Genomic DNA, 20985 nt, shown 5'->3' with positions numbered 1-20985 from the left:
AATCTATCGTAAAACGGATAAGGAAGAGCTTGCTCCCCCGCCCGGGCAGGGTAGCACCGGAAAGCTCCTTACTACTGTTTTACGCGCAATCTGCATCAAAGGAATTTTTAAAATTATTGGAGGTGGACTGAATGTCTAAACGGGAAAACGTTTCCATGTCCGTGATCCGGCGGCTCCCGCGTTATTACCGCTTTCTAACGCATCTGAAAAAAATGGGGATGACCCGTATCTCTTCCAAAGAGCTGTCTGAAAAAATGGGCCTCACCGCTTCTCAGATTCGCCAGGATTTAAACTGCTTTGGCGGGTTTGGGCAGCAGGGCTACGGCTACATTGTCGATCAGCTGCAGCGGGAAATCGGTGGAATTCTCGGGCTTTCAAACTCTTACAAGGCCATTTTGATCGGAGCCGGCAACCTGGGGCAGGCCCTGGCGCTACATATGGCCTTTACCACGCAGGGATTCCAGCTGGTGGGAATCTTTGACAACTCGCCGTCGAAAATCGGAACCGAAATCAACGGCATTACGGTAACCGACACGCGGCTCCTGAAAGACTTTTGCGAGGCGGAGCAGCCGGCCATGGCGATTCTCTGCATTCCGCGCGAAAGCGCCGAAAAGCTTTCGGAGCAGCTGTACAGCCTTGGCATTCGCAACTTCTGGAATTTCAGCCATTTCGATATCTCCATGAAGTATCCGGACACCATAGTGGAAAACGTTCATTTGAACGACAGCCTGATGACGCTGTGCTACCGCATTTCCGATCATCAGGAGGAAAAGGACGTCTTAAATGATACTGCGGAGTAAAAGCAAGGGCGGAAGAAAAAGGTGAACAGCTTTAGGCGAGTGTTCATAAAGATACTTTGTGAACCGCCTAAAAATGCGGGGTATAAGGCGGACAGTTTCGGCTGTCCGCCTTTTGCTATGTCTTAAATTGCAGCTGGCAGCTCATCATCAAATATCATTTCATCGTCCATTCCGTAGAATTCTTCCATGGAGGGAATATCAAATTCTTCTTTGACATCGTTCAGCATTCCAATATCACGGTAGTGAATCCAAATATCCTGCGGAGCAGTGCGGGAGTATTTCTCAGCCTTTTCGCCTACTACAACTTTAGCAATGAACATGCGCAGCAGCTCCGGCGTCAGTTCGGTAAGGTCGGTATACTTCTTTGCCTTTTCAATAAACCTGTCCACATTGGTAAGAGAATTTTTGAGTTTTTCCATTCTCGCTTCAGCTTTTGGAATGCGTTCGCGTAAGGCTTTCTGTTCTGCAGTGTACTCATCAGACAGCGTTCGGTAATGCTCATCAGGTATACGCCCCAGCACATTGTCCTCGTAGAGCCTTTTAAAAAGTGCGGTAAGCTCCAAATCCCTTTTCCGCATACCCTCCAACTCTTTTTGCAGCGCAGTGATTTCTTTCCTCGTATCAGCAGTGTTTTTGCGGTTGATGCACTCTGCAAACAGCACTTCATCCTGTCTTGCAAAGTGGGTAACACGCTTCAGGTCATCCAAAATCACCGCCGCAAGCTGACTTTCTCGGATGTAGTGGGCGGAGCAGGTTTCCTTGCCATACTGCTTGTAGGTAGAGCAGGCGAAGTTGTTCTTGCTCTCGTCCATGGTATGGGCACGGTGCAGAATTAAAGGCTTTCCGCAATCAGCACAGAAGATTAGTCCCGAGTATGGATTGGGGTTCTCCATATTTTTTCTCGGACGCTTTTTGTGCATTCGAACCTCATGGGCGATGTCCCAAATATCCTGAGTAATAATTGCTTCATGGGTGTTCTCAAACCTCAGCCATTCCGATTCCGGACGGATGATTTGCTTTTTGTTTTTGTAAGATGCGGTGGTGTGTTTCAAATTAACTGTGTGTCCGAGATAGGTTTCGTCGTCTAATATTCTTAAAACAGTGTTTTTAGACCAGTTGTAAATCCTTGATCTATCTAAATTAGTGAGTGCAACTCCAGTTTGGTTGTAATATGAATTTGAAGGGTTAACAATACCTTCTTCTGTTAACTGCTTTGCAATTTGACTCGGCCCTCTGCCCTCGGTGCACAGCTTAAAAATATGCTTGACCACTTCGGCGGCTTCTGGATCGGGAACAATCTTTTTGGGATTGCTCTCGTCTTTTTTGTACCCATAGGGTGGTCTTGTTCCAACTCGCTCCCCGCGCTCAGCCTGCGCTTTCTTCACCGACCGAATTTTTTTACTGCAGTCTTTCGCGTAAAAATCGTTGAATAAGTTTCGGAAGGGAGCAAAGTCGTTGTCCCCATAGAGTGTGTCCACCGCATCATTGATCGCAATAAACCGGACATTGTTGTTGGGAAAGGTATGCTCCATGAGAAAACCTGTTTGCAGATAATCTCTGCCAAGGCGGCTCATGTCCTTGACAATCAAGGTTTCCACCTGCCCGCTTTCAATCAATTCCATAATCTCATTCCACGAAGGACGATTGAAGTTTGTTCCGCTGAAACCGTCATCGAACAGAAAACGAATATTCTCGAAGCCCTTTTCCTCTGCGTACTTGGTGAGAATCAGACGCTGATTCTGGATGCTGTTGCTTTCGCCCTCCCGGTCATCCTCCTGGCTCAGTCTGCCGTACAGTATGGTATATTTTTCGTTGTTTGCCATCATATAAAAATCCTCCTTCTTGTTGTGGCAAACTGAATACGGTAACCCAAGCATACCGCAACAGGTTCCACAAGTCTACTGAAATCAAGCGTTTTTAAGCGCTTTTTCGAGATCGTTTTCAATCACCGAGAGCATCTTTTTCGTGGGGGTTGAGGCACTTTTTACGGGGAACACGGAATGCACCCGGAACACTCTCTCCTCTACCACCATATCCCGTTCAACGGTGTGAGAGGATTCGTCTGTGTAAACAAAGCTATCCGCAAAGGTGCGGTGAGAGGTACCCTCGCTGTCGCTTTGCCAAATGATATCGACGGTTTCGTAAGCGCCGAGGATATTGGTTTTCAGATAATGCTGTGCTGCTAAACGCTCATTTGTCATATCTAATCTCCTTTACATCTTCATTTCAAAATCGTGCCCGCTGTGGTCATCTTCCTTTTGACCGACCGCTAATTTCTTCTTTCTGCCGGTATGCTGCGGCGGTTTTATGGTGGCATCCTTTAGGGGAACAGGGTTGACCAGCCGTTCCAAAGCGCGTCCCAGCTGAACCACACTGCCGCCAATGCCAGCAAGGTCAAGGGAATGGCGATCCACAGCGGCGTCCATGTCAGGTGCGGCAGCCGCAGCTTCGGCAGAGAAAAATGCTTCTCTTTCTGTTTCCCAGCCGGTGATAACATCTGCTGTATCTGCAACAAACTCTTGCTGATCTGCTCCAGCTGTGCCTGCGAGGGTAGACTGTTCAGTTGGGTTTTGATGCTGTGGAGCTGCTGTTGTAAGGTTTTCTGCTGTTTCTCCAAGTTCTCGATTCCATCCCAAATCAGCCCCTGATTGTAGAACAGGTTGTCCAGCTTCTCCTGTGTCAGAGGACAAGACGGGCTGTTCTGCAATGGCTGCTGGGGAATCGGTTCGACTGGCTGCGAGCCTGCGTTCCGCTGTTTCAATTCTTCTAAGCTCAAATTCACGCTCCATCATCTCCTTTAAATAGCGGTTGTCATGGAGCTTAACATCTCGGCAGGACATAGTGTTCGGGCAGGTGTAGGTGATGTATTTTCTGTTCTCTGTCCATTTTACCGTGTAGCCTTGTTGCTCCATATTCTTGATAAACTCTGCTTTTGTGCCACTGGTTTTCATCGCCGTATCAATCGCATTCATCAAAGAAAACTTCCAGCTCTGCCCCTTGGCGGCGGCACGGTATTCCCGGGAGGCGAGGCTCTTCGACTTACCGCCGGTGTATGGCTCAAGGGTAGTTAGCCCATATTGCTGACAAATTCGGTCTGAATATGCCCGAAGCTTGAATAGTGTTTTGGGGCCTTGATGCAATTTCTTTCCTGTTTTGAAGCTGACCGAGTTGATAATAAAGTGGGAGTGCAGATGCTCGTTGTCCACATGGGTGGCGATGACCACTTCATAATCCGGGTAATTATCCTCCGCAAATTTAACAGCAATCTCATGTGCGGTTTTGGGTGAAATGGTTTCGCCGTCCTTAAAAGCTTGGTCGTAGTGATAAAACATGGTTTGGTCAGCCTTTTTAAAGCTGTTTTTGGTTGCCATGAATTCTTGGAAGGCTGTTTCGGGGCAGCAGTCCTTGCCGGAGATTAAGCGGATGCAGCCGATCTTATCTGCATCGGTGGAATAGGTTTGGTAGTTGACGGTGTGGTCACAGTCCAACTTTTCAGGCTCTATGCACACCTTGAAATCCTGCAAAATATATTCGATTTCATTTTTCATAGAGGACACACACTGCTTGGAACAGGGGATAAAATTCACGGTTGCCATTACCTTATCACCTCGCAAATGGCAGACAGCTTTTCGTAAATGCCACTTAGCTGCGCCTTAGTGTCAGCAAGATAAACAACATCCACCTTGCCCATATTTGCGAGGATTGTCAGCTGATTAAGGTTTCTGCCGATGGATTTCAGCTCACTGATAAGCTCTTGCACACCGTCTACCACAACGATTTCTTTATCAGTGATAGATCGTTCTAAAAATTCGGTCATGGTGACCTTGCCACGCTTAGATTTTTGTTGTAAGGTTTTGTATCCGCTTTCGCTGATGCGAAAGGCAAATGGCTTTTTCTTCATAGGCATGTATCCTTTCTATTTTTGCTGTGCCAAGGGCGCTCTACAAAGTGGGGTCTGGGGCTTCTGCCCCGAGCGAGCGAGCTGTGGCGGGCGTATAGCCCGACGCTCTGCTCGCCTCACCCAAGGGGTGAGAAATCGCAACCGAAGCGCCCACGTTTCATCGGAAACAAGTGCAAATACGAAGTTGCCGCAACAGTGGCTCAATTTGCGGGTTTATTCGGGTTAGGTGGAGTTATCCCATTTCACCATCAATCTCGCCACACAGGGGCAAACAGGGGGTGACGGTGGCGAGATTACTGTCCTGTGACAGTACTGACGGCAAAGACGGCAAGTTTTGAGGGCATAGTTCTACCGTCATATCGTCATTGCCGTCATAGCGGAGAGTAAATTCTCGCCGTTCAAAAGTCCTGTTCTCCGAATAATGAATTCTATTTCTACCCAGATGCTCCATGTGCTTAATGATTCTCTTCTTCAGAATTGCAGGGCTACAATCCAGATTCAATTTTTCTATAAGCTCGGTTGCCGTCCCGGTGAAGCTGCCTGCCGATTTTATAAAACCACAGAGAAGAAAAATTTCATCCGGAATAATTAGCTGCTCTATTTCAATCGGTTCCAGCAGCTCCCATACAAAGCTTTCTTTGTTAAACTCCAAGAACAATTCCCGCCCCTCGATATCTCTGCCGGTGCAGATGAGCGTTGCGGTACTTTCCGTTCGCTTGTCTTTTTGCAGTACAAAGTTTGTATCAGCACCACCAGCAATACCGCTGGTGCCCGAAATCATATTGAGCGGATCGGCATCGCCTGTTTTTCTAAGATGATGTACGAGCAGGATGGCAAGATGGTGACGGTCCGCAATTTGCTTCAGTGCGTTAATGTCATCATAATCGGAGGCATAGGGATTGACATTTGCGGAAACGGTTTTGCGAACCTTTTGCAGGGTGTCAATCACAATCAGTCTTGTGCCGGGGTGCCCTTGGATAAAGTTTTCAATTTGGTTTTCCAGACCATGGCCGATAGCCTCACTCATAATGGCAAAGTGAAGTGTCGCCGGTGCTTCATCGGTAATTTCAAACAGCCTGCTTTGGATACGGGCGAAGCTGTCCTCTAAGCAGAGATACAGGACTTCGCTTTTTTGCGTTTCGAATTCCCATACCTTTTCACCCTTTGCCACCTGTAAGCAGATCCACAGTGCCAGCCAGCTCTTGCCAATTTTCGGTGAGCCAGCCAGCACATGCAGTCCTTCGGGTAGCAGACCGCTGACAATAAATTTCAGTGGCTCCATGGGTGTGGTCATCAAGGTTTCTGCATCCATGGTTTTTAACTTTTTTGACATTTGCGATTCCTCCTCTTAATTCAATTTGCTTTGAAAAGTGCAATAAATCGAATGTTGAAAACCTCTATTCCTTGTGATACCATTGTCCTATATCCAGAAAAAGAAATACACAGCGAATCGCAGAAACGCTGGTTTGAGGAAAATCGATTATTTGCGAGAGGAGTGCCTATGGAACAGTACCCACTGATTAAAGTTTTTGAGGGAAGTGACAAGCTGATTTACTCCATGGCTTATGCCTATCCGGACAAGGTGACGCAATATGCGCAAAAGTTTATTGGCAATGGACTGATTGAATTTGTAGAAATGGATTTTGAGGAATACACAACACTGCTCACCGAAACGAAAGCCATTCCGCTCATTATGGAAAACTATCAGACAATTAGGAACAAAATATTTGATGTTGCAGAAACCATCGCGGACAAGCACCGCTATGTCTATTTCTTTTTAGTGGGCTTACTGAACAACATTTTGAAAGAACCCATTCACACTAAAGATGAATTTGATGCCGCTTTGCTCAGACCCCTTGCAATTTGTATCGAGGAATTGGAGCACATTTTAGAGCTGCAGGAGGTATGCACGAAAGCGGTCACCACCTGTTTAGATAAAGAAAACCGCTCGGACAAGGAGATGTCCCAGTGGCTTTGTGAGTTCGTATCGGAGTACCCCGGCTTTGCCGAGGCTATTATAAAAATAAAATATGAGCTGCTGCCAAGGAAAAATGGTAAGGTAGATATGGGTACGCTTAAGGATATTCATGATTGGAATCTACGGGAAACAGATGAGCTTTTGGAAATCATGCACCAGGATGGTGAGGGCGTCAGTCTGATGCCATACTATTTGTTTGAATATTTGGATGAGATGCTCTATTTTGAGTTTACCGAGATGCTGAAAAACGCACGGTTCGTTAAGCGTTGCAAACTATGCAGCCGCTATTTTGTGTTGACCGACAAACGTAAGCGTGATTTTTGCGACCGACCTTATAAAGGCAATCGCACCTGCAAGCAGGTTGGAGCAAAGCTGTTTTATGACCAGGGCATGCAGGGAAATGATTATTTGCTCGCTTTCCTGACTGAGTACAACAAGGTGTACTCACGCCGTTACCGTGCGGACAATAAATTGCCGGAAAAGTTTAGCGGCAAGGACATGTCCTCGGAGGAGTATGCCCAGTGGGCAAAGCTGGCGCGGCAGGCTCGGAGCGATTATCTTGACGGGAAAATTACGGGTGAAGAAATGCTGGTAAAGATCAAGGTGGATTAATGGGGTGCCTGTTTCACGGCTTCCAATGCAGAACAACAAAGGCTGCTCCGATTGGAACAGCCTTTGTTGCGGTATAGGATAGAATGCTTGGTTTTGGCCTTAATCCATATACCCCACCATTTTATTGATGTCACCAGCACCATCTACCAAGGTGCCGCCGCCCATGCTGCCGATTTTATTTCCGTTTTCGCACATATCTTTGACTGGTAGAAATCCTGGAAAAGGAATATGGTAACGCAAAGTTTATTAAAGTCCAGCAAAAGTGAAAATCTTATTTCTGATGGAAAAAACTATTTTTAGTTTGGAAAAAGCTACATTTCTATTGGTTTATTACCAACGAAAATGTAGCTTATAGCGTGGAGTTGGCGGTGGGAATCAAACTCACAACTGCGGAATACAGCGTTTTGCCATGGTAATATGTTTTTGTATTATTCGTAGATTCGCAAATTGGGCAACTGATACTCTCAGTCGGTTTCCGCTGCTCTGGCCGGAAGTGTTGCGCCAATTTATTAGCACTGGCGTTCCTATGTTTCAAATCACTTCGTTTAATCTGGTCGAAGCGCTTGCATGTGTGTTTATCGCAAATGGATTTGAATCCCGGCTTCCTGCATCTTTTTGGCTACAGCTGCCATGTACGGCTCGGGGCCTTCTTTGAACGGACCGTGCACACCGATGGACACATCCAGAAAATCATTGTACTCCGGGCTGACATGAGTTTCCCAGCGCGTGATTTCAACATCCTCATTGGTTTCCACAAAGCCGTAGGCGTAGAAGTCATGAAGCTTGCCGTCCTTATCGTGACCGCCGAAGTGGCTCTGCATTGCAAAGCCGTTGTCAGACGGCCAGCACTTGAAGCCCAGCGGCGCCCAGTCTGGAAAGGTGATGCAATAGGTAGCTGCCTCCATCGTGGCGGATTTTTGAACTGACATGGGGTATTCCTTCAAATGAATCAGGTTGTCCCCAAAGTAAGGAGACCAATAGACCGCATTATCCGCGAATTTCCATTCGTCATAGGTCGCGCCGTCCTCTACATCCTGCTTGACATAAGCCATGTGATAGCTCTCTGCCATTTTGCGGTGGTGTTCAATTCGTTCTTCCAGTGTCATTTTCTCAGCACTTCTTTTCAAATATTTATTTAAGGTCCGTTGATGACCCTATTATGCTTGTTTCGGTTTAGTCATACTGTCTTTCCTAATAGCGTGCGTATCCTATTTCCGGGGTTGAACGCACATAAAATTCAACTTAATTTATGCCGACAGTACAATTTTCCCCTCCTGTTTCAGCCATGCCACTTCATCCTGAATGGTCTCGGCAAACGGGCGGCAGGAGAAACCCAGCTCTCTCTGTGCCTTGGAGCAGTCATACTCATTGTTGCGTGATAAATTATAGATTCCGAATTCTGTCAATAAGGCGGGCTTGCCGGAAAGCTTGCTGCTGATCGCCATCATCTTTACGGCCATATGCGCCTTTTTCACGCTGAGAATGGATGGGCGATAGTTAAGACCTGCGGCATCGTTAATGAATTGGAATATCTCCTCCATGCTGACAAGGCTGTTGCTCATGATATAGCACTCGCCGCGGCGGCCTTTATCGCAGCAGGCGATGACGCCCGCCGCCAAATCGCGGACATCCACACTGTTAAAGGTGCCCTCAATGCCGGTTTTCATCTCGCCGGCGGCGTACTGCATAATGAGCTGTGCCACAGGGCCAAAGGCATAATCGTTGGGGCCGCAGATGCCGGAAGGGTGTACGATGGAGGCATCCAGCTGGGGATATGTGTGAACTGAATCCAGAACCAGTTGGGTGGCTTCGGCTTTCGTCACTGAATAGTACCCAACTAATCCATCCGTCGGCAGGAAATGGTCGACCTCGGTGATCTTCTGATCGTGGGGAAGTTCCGGAATTGCGCCGGTGGAGCTGATGTAGACCAGCTTTTTGACTGGATGCTTCAGGCACATATTGATGATGTTCTGTGTACCGTCCACATTCACCGCGTGAACCTTGGGGTTGGGATCGGGATTCAATGTCACGACGCTGGCGCAGTGGATCATGTAAATTTCACTGTCCGCCGGTACAGTGAACAGTTCTTCCAGCGATGCCAGATCCAGCAGATCTCCATATACAATTTGAGCCTCGTGGGGCACATATTTTGCGGCGGGATCGCCCTTCATGACGAGCGCACGAACCGTTTCACCCGCGTCGATCAGCTGACGGGAAATATTGCTGCCCAGTAATCCGGCAGCTCCGGTTAAAAGATAAATTTTACTCATGTTTGTGTTTTCCTTTGTTTGTATATAGAGCGCTGACAGGATGAGCCTGCGTTTTTAAATCAAACAGAACAAATTGACGCCCTGTCCTATGTTTTTCTGCAGCATGCTTATTGCATTAGTTCGTCACTCAGCTTCATAATCTGCGGCGCAATTTTTTCACGCTGCTTTTTCGTTATTCTCGTGTAAATCGGATATGCTGCCGTCACACCTGCAATTCCCACAAGGCTTATGATGATACCTGGGACAAAGAGCCGGTCCCAGACCAGTATGCAGCACATGCCTATACCCAGAATGAGTGTGCCGACAGTGCCAACTATCATGGAAACAACTTTGCCGGGCTTTTTCGCACGCTCATCCAGCCTGCGAAGCCGCTCCATCTTGTCTTCCTCGCGCGGTACATAGTACTGACGGATTTTTTTAATTTCTTCCCGCTGTTTCGCGGAATAGGTGTAGTTAAAGGATTCGTTTTTGGGGTCCATTTTCCAGGCTCCTTTCGCTCTATGGCCTCAGTATAGGAGCGTTTCGTTTGCGAAATGATGAAGTTATGTTTACGAAATGTTAAACTTGCCTGTTTTTAGCTTGCGGCCGGAACGCACAACCATAAACAGCGCCATGCTGAATACGGCCAAACTTACGATGCCCCGGTGGCGCTGTTCATCATAAGCTGAAATTGTATGTCATCTCCAAAGGAAGTAAACATAGCAGTTTGTAAGGTGAAGATAGAAACCAGAGCCGCAGACAAGCTGATGATTTTCGACGCGGAGACTGCGGGGCTGTGCAGTTTGCGGAATCGGATCAGACCGAGAATCGAAATCGTCAGCATATAAAAAGCATATGCGGCGGCAGCGTAAATTAAAAAGCCGGGATAGTAATAACCCTTTCCGCTGTGTATCATTTGATAACAGATACCGCATAACGCAAGGTTCAGCACAAACAGCAGGCATCCGCAAAGACGGTATTGCCTGTATTCCTGACGAATATCACGGTTTTCCTCCCGCATATGGCGCAGCATCAAAAAACGCATTACGCTGAGTATCATATAATAAAAAGCAACTGCGCTCAGCCAGAGCGAAGAGTATACAATACTGCAAACCAGCTTGAATATGGCGTAAGCCATATTCAAGCCCAGCGAGAAGTACAAGGAAACTGTCACCCGGAAGGGAATGTCCGTCATATACCGGCGGCTGTGCTCATTGGCATACAGCAAAATCTTCGCTTTCTTTACCATGGCGGGCAAAGAAAGCGATAGAACGGCAATCGTATAGGCGGATACTACATAAACGGCATAGGCGAATGGGGAGGCTTCAAGGCGATTTGCAAAGGTATAGGCCAGCAGGGCAACACTGCTGATGGCCAGAAACAAAGAGAGTAATCCCCCCGGCTTGTGAAGCCTTTTCCATAGCGCCCAAAGCCGCTTCATGAAGCATCACCATGCAGCCTGACCGTAAACGTACTCCCCACCCCAACCGTGCTTTCCACTGAGATTTCACCGCCGAGAATATCCATGATGCGTTTGACCAGAGCCAGCCCCAGCCCATTGCCCTGTGTAGCATGAGAAGGGTCGCCCTGATAAAATTTATCGAAAATGCGGCTGCCGACCTCGACTGAGATTCCGCAGCCGGTGTCAGAAACTCTGGCCACGGCGGTACCGTTCTCGTTTTTTAAGCTGACCGTGATTTTTCCGCCCGGCTCGGTGAATTTCATAGCATTGGAAAAGAGGTTGTTCCAAACAAGGCTCAAAAGCTCCGCATCGGCTTTCACTGTTACATCGTCAATATCCGCCGCAATCTCAAGGCCCTTTTTCTCCCATAAATCTTCAAACCCAAGTAAGCACTCCCGAAGCTGCTCGCCGAGGTCGAAGGACGTAAACTCCGGGAATATCTGCTGGTTTTCCAGCTTGTTCAGCCGCAGAATATTGGTAATCAGCTCGGAAAGCCTGCGGGAGGCATCCGAGACAGTTTTGGCGTATTCCAGTCGCTTGTCCTCCTGCAAGCCGGGCGTTTGCAGCATGGTGGAATAATTTTGAATCACGGTAAGCGGCGTTTTCAGTTCATGGGAAACGCTGGCAATAAAATCGGTCCGCAGAGTTTCCGTTCTGGAAAGCTCCTGCGCCATCTTATTGAAGTCCTCAATAATCACATCAAACTCATTCATATAGTCCAGCGTGTGGAAGGGTTTGATTCTGAACGAAAAATTTCCCCGCGTCAGCTCGTGGGTCGCTTTCAGAATACGCTTGACCGGACGCTGCACGGTGATCTTCCGCCGAACTGCGTCTGTAAGCGCACAAACCAGACTCAAAAACAGCACATTGCCAAGGGTGATGAGGGCGCTGAACTTGACGTCCCGCCACTGCACATTCATGGTCCTTAGAAAAAGCAAAAAGCAGCAGGCCACAATCAGTGAAACCCAAAGAAAAAACATTAAATACTGACGGAATGAAAACAGGCTGCGGCCCACACGCTGATCGCGTTTTATCCGGCTCATTTCAGCACCGCCTTATACCCGAGGCCATGCACCGTCACGATCTCAAAATCATCGCAGGCTGCGAATTTGTCACGCAGCTTTGTCATATAGACATCCACGGTACGCGGGCCGGAGGAGGTCTCACTGTCCCAGAACTCGTCCATGAGCTGGGTTCTCGTAAAGGTTTTTTTCGGGTAGGACAGCAGTTTATAGAGCAGGTTGAACTCGCGTAGGGTAAGGGGGATATCCTCGCCGTTTAAGATTGCGGTGCGCTCCTCCGCGTCCATTGTCAAGCCGCCTACGGTCAGCTTTTTGCTGCTTGCGATCTTCGCCCGGCGAAGCAGCGCCCCGATCCGCAGAACAAGCTCGTCCAGTTCAAACGGCTTGACCAGATAATCGTCCACACCCGCGCGGAATCCCCGCTGCTTGGATGCAAGATCATCCCGCGCGGTCATAAATAAAATAGGGATTTCCTGATTGATGCTTCTCACAGTTTCGGCAAACTCATAACCATCTACGCCAGGCATCATAATATCCGAAACAATCAGATCAAAAAGATTGCCGTACATGGCGTCATATGCCTCATTGCCATTAAAGCAGCCGATGGCTTCGTAGCCATTTTGCATTAAGTATGAGCAAACCGCATGGTTCAGTTCATGGTCATCTTCTACAACAAGTATTTTGAACATGGGAAAACCTCCCTTCTTTTAAAATATTATATCATATGGTTGTTAAAGTATTATTTACGTTTTCATCTTCGGTAAACTTTTTTGAGCGAAATGAAGCGGCACACAGAAATGTGCCGCTTCACAAACAAATGTGTTTCTGCTATTTTGCGGAAAGCGGGCTGTCGGACAACGCCCATCCCTCTACAACGCGAACGCCGCGCTCAACACCGTTATCATTAAACTTGTCGAATTCCATCGGTGTTGTCATAAACACATGGGCTTACTTCGTCCAGCACTCAATCACTTTCACGCCGTCGCCGTCTTTTGCGAAGTGCAGGAACTGCATGACGTCACCGGCAGTCTTTTTGCCTGTAGCCGTGTCCTGATTGGTGATTCTGTAATGAATGGCAGCCCAATCCCCACTGATTAGCATATTGTCAAAGCGGATGCGCTTTACATCGGTTGATTCGGCAGTTTTCTTAACGGAAGCCTTATATTCCGCGAGGGACATGGTTCCATCACTCGTATGATATTGCAGACTACTGTCATAATAGGTATCCGCCCATTTCGTCCAAGCATCGGACCCTTTGTTCCAATTATCAAAATCGTTCAGTATCGCGCTCTGAATCTTTTTTGCCATGTCGGTATCAATCGGCGTGGGATAGGTAACAGGATACTTGGCTTTAAGATCCTTTGTGTCAGGGATTGTCGCATTGACGACGGAATCCAACGCAGCCTGCTGTGCCGCCTTCGCATCGTCGGTCTGGAAGCTTGTCAGACCGGCAAAATCAGCACCCTTTGTTCCGGCCCAGCCTTCCACAACCCGAGTGCCAAGCTTGTCTCCATAGTCCTTGAAGTGGACAAACTCCATCACACTTGAGTCCGATTTTTTTTGGGTCTGCCTGTCGGTCGTTGAAATGTCATATCGAATCGCAGTCCAGTCGCCGCAGATAATCATATTATTGAAGTTGCCCATCTGAATATCGCTGGCTTTCAGCGTTGCATTCATAGAATCCTGATATTGCTTCAAGGTAAGCTTCACACCATGAACGTTATAAAGGGAATCCTTGGTGTACAGAATATCGCCCCAGGCTTTCCATGCATCGAAGCCTCTGTTCCAGTTTTCAAACCCGTTAAGCAGTCTGTTCTGAATATTTTTTTCCATTTCAGTGTCGATGGGGGTAGGATTGATGACTGGGAAAGTAGCTGCAAGTTCTTTTGTGTTCTCATAGGAATCAGAAAAAGCGACCGCAGGTTTACTTGAGATAGGATTTGCCGAATTCTCGGCCGGACTAGAACCCGTATTGGTGGTCCCACACCCCGTAGCAACTGCACCAATAGCCAAGACTGTCACGCCCGCCATCAATATCTTTATCATATTTTTTTTCAAAACGATTTTCCTCTCATAATTTTAACAGTCCTATAGGTTTACTGCCTGGCGGAAAGCGGGCTGTCGGACAGCGCCCATCCCTCTACAACGCGAACGCCCACCGGGTCGGGATTTTCTTTGAAGTTTACAAACTCCATGGTGTGCTGCAAAACCTCCTCGTCGGTATGCAAATTCTTGATTTTGACCGTGTAGCGGATAGCGCACCAGTCATCGCGAATAATCATGTTGTCAAATTCGCCCAGCTCCATGGTATAGTGCTCAAAAAGCTGCCCCATCATGTCTTTGTATTCCTGCAGGGTCAGGCGCTTGCCGTACACGTTGTAGTGTGCGTCCGGCTCATAAAGGGTATTGCACCATTCCAGCCATCCGTCATATCCGCCGTTCCAGTTTTTGAATCCGTTGAGCAATCTGTCCCGGATAGCCTTCTCCATCTGTGTGTTTGTCGTTTTCATAAAATAATTCTCCTTTTTCGACTCTTATTGTTCGTATGTTTATTTTTAAAGAATTGGAATATTTGTATTCACTGTTCTCCTTTCAAGCGCTGCGGCTTGCCATGTTTCTTTCTGATAGAAAGATCAGGAATGCCGCAGCGATACTGATCAGGCTTCCCGCAATAATGAATGTCTTTTGCATTTTGCCACCTCCTTCGTTTGAAATGTCTTTGCCAGGAGGGCCCTTCGTAAGAGCCTCTTTGCTGTTGATGTTTGTATCTTACCGCCCGATTGTTTTTGAGATGATTACGAATTGTTTGTGTTTTATTAAAATGAGATGATTTGTGAAGTGACCTTATCACACAGAAATTACCACATAATATACATTTTTACTTTTACCGCTATCTTTATCCCAACAATTTCACCCCCAGACAGAACAGCAAAAAAATGCTGCCCTGTCTGGGGGTAGCTTGGGAACCGTTGTTTCAACGGCTGATTTTTTATTGAAAAGGCGACCACACGCTAGAGACCGCTCTGGCAAATATGCAGATTTTTACGGCAATGATAATATAATTGACCAATTTATATAATTATAAGCTAGAGCGTATTGCAATAAAATTGCAGATTATAATAGTGAACACGCCTTAAGCTTTTTGCTTTAGGCGTGCTCACTATTCGTATTCAGTTTACCTTGGCCCTGGGTTCACAAGTTGTCTTTATGACTACTCGTATTTGGCTGTTCACCTTTTTCTGTTGAGAGAGAGCACCCCTGCCTGCCGCGGCAAATGATCCTGCTTTACGGCGGCAGTTTGCTGTGCTACACTATCCACAGCAGCACATTTTCGGCATTGGGCAAAAGGCAAATGTAAATCGTGCTTTTCATGAGGATCGAGGATAAAAATGGAGATACGTGATGTATACCAAAATTATTATCAGTATATTTTCAACTACGCTTTGAAATTGACCTGTCACCCCGAGGATGCGCTCGATGTAACGCAGGACACTTTTTTAAAGGCAATGGAAAAGCTGAATACCCTGGAAAACGAAAACGCGTTGGCGAGCTGGTTAAGGACAATCTGTTTCCGTGAATTCGTCAACAGAGCCCAAAAGGACCCGAAGAAATATTTGACGGAGCCGGTTGAATGGGAAAAGCTGGAGGCGGAGGGAATTCTGCTGGCCGGCGTAACGCCGCAGCCGGAAGAGGAAGTGATCGTAGCGGAAGAGATCCGGAATTTGCAAAACGGGTGCTTTCTGGCGATGGTAAGAAAGCTGACGCTGCATCAGCGCATCGTGTTTTCTCTGGTGGATATGTACGGCCTTCCGATCGAGCATGCGGCCGGTATACTGGGGGTATCCAGAGGAGCGGCAAAAGGGCTGCTGTACCGTGCCAGAATGAATATCGACTCTTTCTTTGCCGGTCACTGCGGTATCATCGACGAAAAGAATCCCTGCTCCTGCAAGGCATGGATTGCGTTTTCCCTCAACCGTGCCGATTTGCAGAGCCGGGCGAAAAAGCTGATCGAACGACTGGATTTTGAGCAGAAAAACTACACTTACAACGAGCGCGTCAGAAAAAGAGTGATGTACCTGTATCGCCATATGCCGGAACAAAAGCCGTCTGATGAATGGTATCAACGTGTTTTGGCCTTGCTGGCGTAAAAAATTTTTTTATTTTTTAGATGTGGCCGTATCTTTTGCATTTTGATTTTGTCTTTTTCTGTGAGCTGTATCAAAACAATGTACAGAAGAAAGGATGAAATGACCATGGAAAAAGTGACAAACGGGTTTGAATTGTTGATGACGGAAACAAATGGCGTGGGGCAGGCATTTATGGACGCAGTCTTTCAAATGTCGGAGAAAAGCGCGCTTGAGAAAAAGACGCAGGAATTAGCATATATTGCTGTTTTGGTGTCAACGAGGATGTACGGCGGGCTGCCGTTTCATATTCACCGCGCGGCGGAGCTAGACGCAAGCAAAGAGGAGATCAAAAGCGCCATGCTCGTGCCCCTGCCAATTGTCGGGATTCAGGTGGCGGATGCGTTGCCCTATCTGGCGGAGCTGACGGAAAACCGCTCTCCTGAGGAATGCGGCAAAACAAAGCTTTGAACGCTTTCCCCGGTATCTTTCACCCAGCATACTGACAAACGCGTGAAACGAGACGGTTGGAAGAGCAGGGAAAACCGCCACCGCCTTGTGCTGTTCCTAGCAGCACCGAAAAGATGCACTTGCGGGATCGCAGCACGAGAACCGGCTGTTTTCGGGCGAAGTGACGATTCAAAAAATGCAAAACACCCTGTCTTTATCGGATTAAGGCCAAAGACAGGGTGTTGTTTTTATTCCTTGCCGTCTCGGTGGGAGGCGCGCAATTTATCGAGAATCGCCTTTTCCGGCGGATGCTCCGGGTACAGAAAGTTGCGCACACGCTGCTGGCAGTCCGTATCGCCGCAGTAATAGAGGATGTCTCCCTCACAGAGAACCGCATACGGCCCGGGGGAAATCATCATCATCTCTCCCCTGCGGACTCCCAGAATCGTTGCCGTTGTATAGTGCCAGAAATTAATATCCGAAATAGAAAGATTCAAATACGGCGTTTTGGCCGTGATCTCAATTTCAAACGGGATAAAGGGGTTGAATGCCTGAAAGCGTTCGGTTCTGTCCAATATTTCAGAAATGGACTCCGCCATGTGCTCGGCCTCTTTGCGCTGCCGCTCCAGGCTGTCCATAATATTCTTTTTCAGGTCGTACATGGATTTAATATCCATAAACTGCTGAACGAAGCGAACCGCGTTGTCGTAAGAGAGAATTACCACGCCGCTCCCTTTTACCACCGAAACGATCTCGAGATCAGACAAAACGGCGATCGCACGGCGGGCCGTTTCGGGTGAAACACTGTACTGGCTGGCCAGCGCCGACCGGGCATACAGCCTGTCGCCCACCTGGTACCTGCGCTCAACGATCTTCGCGGCAATATCCGCCGCAATCTGCTGATACACCGGAGCAGATACCTTGATTTTATGCTCCATGAAATTCTAACCCTTTCGTATTATCATCCATTCACTTTACACCTTGGCCTCATGGGAGTACAACGACTTCTTCCCCCGCCTGCGGCGAGGGAAGAAGTCCATCACGAATTTCCAGTGATCCTATTCAGCCGAAGCTTCTTTTTTATATTCCTTGGCCGCGCCGATAAACCCGCGGAACAACGGGTGCGGGCGGTTCGGGCGGGACTTAAACTCCGGATGGAACTGTGCGCCCATGAACCACGGGTGGCTCGGGAGCTCCATCATTTCAACAATCCGGTTGTCGGGGGATTTTCCGCAGAACACGATGCCGGCCGCCTCCAGGCGATCCCGGTAATCGTTGTTCACCTCGTAGCGGTGGCGGTGGCGCTCCGAAATCAGCGGCTGCTCATCGTACAGCTCGAAAGCCCTGGTGCCGGCCAGCAGCTTGCAGGGGTATTTGCCAAGGCGCATGGTTCCGCCCAGCTGAACCACATCCTTCTGCTCGGGCATCAAATCGATGACCGGGTTGCTGGTCTGGGGATCGAATTCAGCGGAATTCGCGTCCTCCAGACCAAGCACATGGCGGCTGTATTCCACAATAGCCATCTGCATGCCGAGACAAATACCCAAAAACGGCACTTTGCGCTCACGCGCGTACTGAACCGCGGTGATCTTGCCCTCGATCCCGCGCTGGCCAAAGCCGCCGGGCACCAGAATGCCCTGCACTCCCTCGAGAACCTCCGCCACATTTTCGGGCGTGATCAGCTCGGAATCGACCCAGCGGATATCTACCTTGACGTGGTTGCCGATGCCGCCGTGGGTCAGCGCTTCGGCCACGCTCAGGTAAGCGTCGTGCAGGTCCACATATTTGCCCACCATGGCAATCGTAACGGTTTCGGTCAGCGCCATGGCGGTGTTGACCATCTTGATCCATTCGGTCAGATCCGCGCCGTGGGTATCCAGACAAAAGTGCTTGCATACAATATCATCCAGCCGCTCCTCTTTCAGGGCAAGCGGCACGGAATACAACAGCGGAAGATCCAGATTCTGGATCACGCAGTTTTCCTTTACGTTGCAGAACAGGGCAATCTTCTTTTTCTGATCCTCACCGACCGGCAGTTCGGAACGCAGAACAATAATATCGGGCTGAATTCCGATGGAAAGCAGCTCTTTTACGCTGTGCTGAGTAGGCTTTGTCTTCTGCTCGTGAGACGCGGACAAATACGGCACCAGCGTCACGTGGATAAACAAGCAGTTATTGCGGCCGATCTCCGTCGCAAACTGGCGGATCGCCTCCAAAAACGGCTGGCTCTCAATATCGCCCACCGTGCCGCCCACCTCTATGATTGCGACATCCACATTCTCTTTGCCGGCTGTGATGCGGCTTTTGATTTCATTTGTAATATGCGGGATCACCTGCACGGTTCCCCCGTCGTAATCGCCGTTGCGCTCTTTCTGAAGAACGTTCCAGTACACGCGGCCCGAGGTCACGTTGCTGTTCTGCGTCAGGTTTTCGTCGATAAAACGCTCGTAATGCCCCAGATCCAAATCGGTTTCTGCACCATCGTCGGTTACAAAAACCTCGCCGTGCTGAAACGGATTCATCGTACCTGGGTCAACATTTAAATACGGGTCAAACTTCTGCATCGTCACACGCAGTCCGCGCGACTTGAGCAAACGGCCCAAAGATGCTGCAGTAATTCCTTTTCCCAGGCCAGACACGACTCCGCCGGTCACAAATATAAATTTCGCTGCCATAATTTCCTCCTACCAGCAATTGCCCTTTAAAAAATAAATTCCCCACCAAATGCTGGGGAACACAAATTACCGCATTTTATTATATCGCCTATCCCGGCGGGTGTCAATCGGGACAGGCGATATTTTGTCGGATTCGTAAGGAGTTCCAAAGATAAGAGAAAAAACAACACTTTTTTCCCGGATCAATTCATTTGCCGAGCCCGCAAAACGGATTTTGCGCATTCCAATCTGAGAAAGCAGTGCAAATCGCGCGCGAAAATACCTCTTTTCAAAGTCACAAAACCGATGCCGGCGAACGGCCTCGATTTTTTGAAACGGCATCCGCCGCTTTCCAACGCAAAATTATTATGCTTCGGATGAAATCGCCTGCCGGATCTGCTCCTCGAAATGCTTCTGCGGCTTTACCCCAACCTCCGTCCACTGCTTCTCGCCGTTTTTGAGCAGAATGATAGTGGGGATGCTCATGATGCCGTAGCGGCGGGCCAGCTCCTGGTTATCGTCAACGTCTACCTTGAGAACGGTCAGGCTGCCCTCAAAGGTTTTTGCAAGCTCCTCCACAATCGGGGCCACCATGCGGCAGGGACCGCACCAGCTGGCCCAGAAATCGACGAGCACCAGCGGATTTTCTGTGATCAGCTGATCAAAATTTTCTTCAGTTGCATGAATCAGTTCCATTGCATTATCTCCTTTTCTGTGTTCCCGAGCGCGTGTCGGCAAACGCCAAGGCAGTCTGCCCTGGGCCCGCGCACGCACTTTGAAAATTAACCCTTGTATTTTTCCAGCGTGATTTTTGTAATCGTCACGTCGGCAGCAGGCTTGCTATTGTCGTCAACCTTTACCGCCGCAATCTTATCCACCACATCCATGCCCTCAAACACCTGAGCGAACACGGTGTGGCCTTTCTTTGTGGTGCTGTAGGCGCCGTCGAGCGTCGGGTTGCCGCCGTTCTCCTCATACAGCTTTTTGTAGGTATCCGAAACCTTGCTCATGTCTACCCAGCTGCCGTACTGCGTGGTAAACGCGTCGGGGCTCTGCTTGTACACGTCGTAGCCCTGCTGGTAATAGTCCCAGCCGGAAAACGAAGAGGACGGTGCCTGATTGATAAAGAACTGGCTGCCGTTGGTGTTCGGGCCGGAGTTCGCCATCGATACCGCGCCGCGCAGATTCACGAGTGACTCGCTGAATTCATCCTCAAACGCCTTGCCGTACACGCTTTCGCCGCCGGTGCCGGTTGCGGTGGGGTCACCGCCCTGAATCATAAAATGATTGATCACCCGGTGAAAGGTAATTCCGTTATAATACCCCTTCTGCGCCAGCTGCTTAAAGTTGTCTACAGCCTTTGGCGCAGCCTGCGGGAAGAAACGAAGCTTCATCTCACCCATGCTGGTTTCCATCACAGCGATTTCCTCGCCGGCCGCGGGTTTGTCCAGCTGGTAACCCAGCGTTTTATCATTTTTCGTGATTGAACTACTGCTTTCCACGGAATCGGACCCCTTCGATGGGATCGCAGAATTTGCCGAAGATGCACCCTGCCCTGCGTTGCAGGCCGTAAGCAGCAGCAAAGAAAACCCAACCAGAGCCGCGCGGATTCTTTTCCGCATCAAACCACCATCCTTTTCTCGATCAATTTGGTAATATTTTAGTCTATTTCATGAAAATATGCAAGCTCTCCCGGCAGAAATTGATCCCATGGAATACGCGCCGGGGGTGCG

At 48.6% G+C, this 20985-nt stretch carries 21 protein-coding genes; 4 read left to right on the top strand and 17 right to left on the bottom strand.

All coding sequences use genetic code 11. The features are described from left to right. The first annotated feature begins 131 nt into the window (after window positions 1–131). Window positions 132–800: a redox-sensing transcriptional repressor Rex gene (locus tag G340_RS0109505; RefSeq protein WP_020073420.1), complete on the top strand. Its 669-nt coding sequence runs from the start codon at window positions 132–134 to the stop codon at window positions 798–800. 122 nt (window positions 801–922) lie between these two features. Here the strand turns inward: G340_RS0109505 and G340_RS0109500 are convergent, their stop codons facing one another. From G340_RS0109500 to G340_RS0109480, 5 genes are all read right to left on the bottom strand, one after another. After that, entirely contained in the window at window positions 923–2623 is a 1701-nt protein-coding gene (locus G340_RS0109500) for a recombinase family protein (RefSeq protein ID WP_407635361.1), read from the bottom strand. An 84-nt stretch (window positions 2624–2707) separates the two neighbouring features. Next, on the bottom strand, window positions 2708–3001 hold the full coding sequence (locus G340_RS0109495) for a hypothetical protein (RefSeq protein ID WP_020073418.1): 294 nt from the start codon (window positions 2999–3001) through the stop codon (window positions 2708–2710). Window positions 3002–3013: 12 nt separating this feature from the next. Continuing rightward, window positions 3014–4396, bottom strand: coding sequence for a relaxase/mobilization nuclease domain-containing protein (locus G340_RS0109490; RefSeq protein WP_020073417.1), 1383 nt, complete (start codon window positions 4394–4396; stop codon window positions 3014–3016). Beyond that, window positions 4396–4701 (bottom strand): plasmid mobilization protein, encoded by a 306-nt coding sequence (locus tag G340_RS0109485; protein ID WP_020073416.1) that lies wholly within the window; start codon window positions 4699–4701, stop codon window positions 4396–4398. Before G340_RS0109485 ends, G340_RS0109490 begins: the two co-directional genes overlap by 1 nt. A gap of 232 nt (window positions 4702–4933) precedes the next feature. Further along, window positions 4934–6034: an AAA family ATPase gene (locus G340_RS0109480; protein ID WP_020073415.1), complete on the bottom strand. Its 1101-nt coding sequence runs from the start codon at window positions 6032–6034 to the stop codon at window positions 4934–4936. Window positions 6035–6085: 51 nt separating this feature from the next. Between G340_RS0109480 and G340_RS0109475 the strand changes: the two genes are divergently transcribed. Further along, the gene (locus G340_RS0109475) at window positions 6086–7291 is read left to right on the top strand and encodes a DUF6076 domain-containing protein (RefSeq protein ID WP_326522369.1); all 1206 of its coding nucleotides are present in this window, start codon (window positions 6086–6088) and stop codon (window positions 7289–7291) included. A gap of 575 nt (window positions 7292–7866) precedes the next feature. Here the strand turns inward: G340_RS0109475 and G340_RS0109465 are convergent. From G340_RS0109465 to G340_RS0109430, 8 genes are all read right to left on the bottom strand, one after another. Beyond that, the gene (locus G340_RS0109465) at window positions 7867–8418 is read right to left on the bottom strand and encodes a hypothetical protein (protein ID WP_326522368.1); all 552 of its coding nucleotides are present in this window, start codon (window positions 8416–8418) and stop codon (window positions 7867–7869) included. 120 nt (window positions 8419–8538) lie between these two features. Beyond that, window positions 8539–9561, bottom strand: a complete 1023-nt coding sequence (locus tag G340_RS0109460) for an NAD-dependent epimerase/dehydratase family protein (RefSeq protein ID WP_020073411.1) — start codon at window positions 9559–9561, stop codon at window positions 8539–8541. Between the two features lie 107 nt (window positions 9562–9668). Then, on the bottom strand, window positions 9669–10040 hold the full coding sequence (locus G340_RS0109455) for a hypothetical protein (RefSeq protein ID WP_020073410.1): 372 nt from the start codon (window positions 10038–10040) through the stop codon (window positions 9669–9671). Between the two features lie 152 nt (window positions 10041–10192). Continuing rightward, window positions 10193–10924 carry a hypothetical protein gene (locus tag G340_RS0109450; protein WP_020073409.1) on the bottom strand — a complete coding sequence of 244 codons (732 nt, stop codon included), beginning with the start codon at window positions 10922–10924 and terminating at the stop codon, window positions 10193–10195. 53 nt (window positions 10925–10977) lie between these two features. Continuing rightward, window positions 10978–12045 (bottom strand): HAMP domain-containing sensor histidine kinase, encoded by a 1068-nt coding sequence (locus G340_RS0109445; RefSeq protein ID WP_020073408.1) that lies wholly within the window; start codon window positions 12043–12045, stop codon window positions 10978–10980. Then, complete coding sequence (locus tag G340_RS0109440) at window positions 12042–12713, bottom strand: response regulator transcription factor (RefSeq protein ID WP_020073407.1); 672 nt, start codon at window positions 12711–12713, stop codon at window positions 12042–12044. Before G340_RS0109440 ends, G340_RS0109445 begins: the two co-directional genes overlap by 4 nt. 259 nt (window positions 12714–12972) lie before the next feature. Then, window positions 12973–14082 (bottom strand): nuclear transport factor 2 family protein, encoded by a 1110-nt coding sequence (locus tag G340_RS0109435; RefSeq protein ID WP_020073406.1) that lies wholly within the window; start codon window positions 14080–14082, stop codon window positions 12973–12975. A 38-nt stretch (window positions 14083–14120) separates the two neighbouring features. Next, window positions 14121–14534, bottom strand: coding sequence for a hypothetical protein (locus G340_RS0109430; RefSeq protein WP_020073405.1), 414 nt, complete (start codon window positions 14532–14534; stop codon window positions 14121–14123). 879 nt (window positions 14535–15413) lie between these two features. Here G340_RS0109430 and G340_RS0109420 point away from each other — a divergent pair. Together G340_RS0109420 and G340_RS0109415 are read left to right on the top strand one after the other, a co-directional pair. Further along, entirely contained in the window at window positions 15414–16172 is a 759-nt protein-coding gene (locus G340_RS0109420; RefSeq protein ID WP_020073403.1) for an RNA polymerase sigma factor, read from the top strand. Between the two features lie 105 nt (window positions 16173–16277). Then, on the top strand, window positions 16278–16619 hold the full coding sequence (locus tag G340_RS0109415) for a carboxymuconolactone decarboxylase family protein (protein ID WP_020073402.1): 342 nt from the start codon (window positions 16278–16280) through the stop codon (window positions 16617–16619). Window positions 16620–16846: 227 nt separating this feature from the next. On the opposite strand, the gene G340_RS0109410 is transcribed toward G340_RS0109415, so the two are convergent. The 4 genes from G340_RS0109410 to G340_RS0109390 all read right to left on the bottom strand — a co-directional run bounded on the left by G340_RS0109410 (window position 16847) and on the right by G340_RS0109390 (window position 20874). After that, complete coding sequence (locus G340_RS0109410) at window positions 16847–17536, bottom strand: GntR family transcriptional regulator (RefSeq protein ID WP_020073401.1); 690 nt, start codon at window positions 17534–17536, stop codon at window positions 16847–16849. Window positions 17537–17656: 120 nt separating this feature from the next. Continuing rightward, window positions 17657–19273: a CTP synthase gene (locus tag G340_RS0109405; RefSeq protein ID WP_020073400.1), complete on the bottom strand. Its 1617-nt coding sequence runs from the start codon at window positions 19271–19273 to the stop codon at window positions 17657–17659. A 345-nt stretch (window positions 19274–19618) separates the two neighbouring features. Further along, a complete protein-coding gene (gene trxA, locus G340_RS0109395) occupies window positions 19619–19948 on the bottom strand; it encodes a thioredoxin (RefSeq protein ID WP_020073398.1) in 330 nt (109 codons plus the stop codon). Between the two features lie 86 nt (window positions 19949–20034). Beyond that, window positions 20035–20874 carry a peptidylprolyl isomerase gene (locus G340_RS0109390; RefSeq protein WP_020073397.1) on the bottom strand — a complete coding sequence of 280 codons (840 nt, stop codon included), beginning with the start codon at window positions 20872–20874 and terminating at the stop codon, window positions 20035–20037. Window positions 20875–20985: the final 111 nt, after the last annotated feature.

It is taken from the genome of Faecalispora sporosphaeroides DSM 1294 (assembly GCA_000383295.1).
GTDB classification, from domain to species: domain Bacteria; phylum Bacillota; class Clostridia; order Oscillospirales; family Acutalibacteraceae; genus Faecalispora; species Faecalispora sporosphaeroides.
Note: the sequence above shows the minus strand (reverse complement) of the source record. Positions and strands in the feature narration are given on the sequence as shown.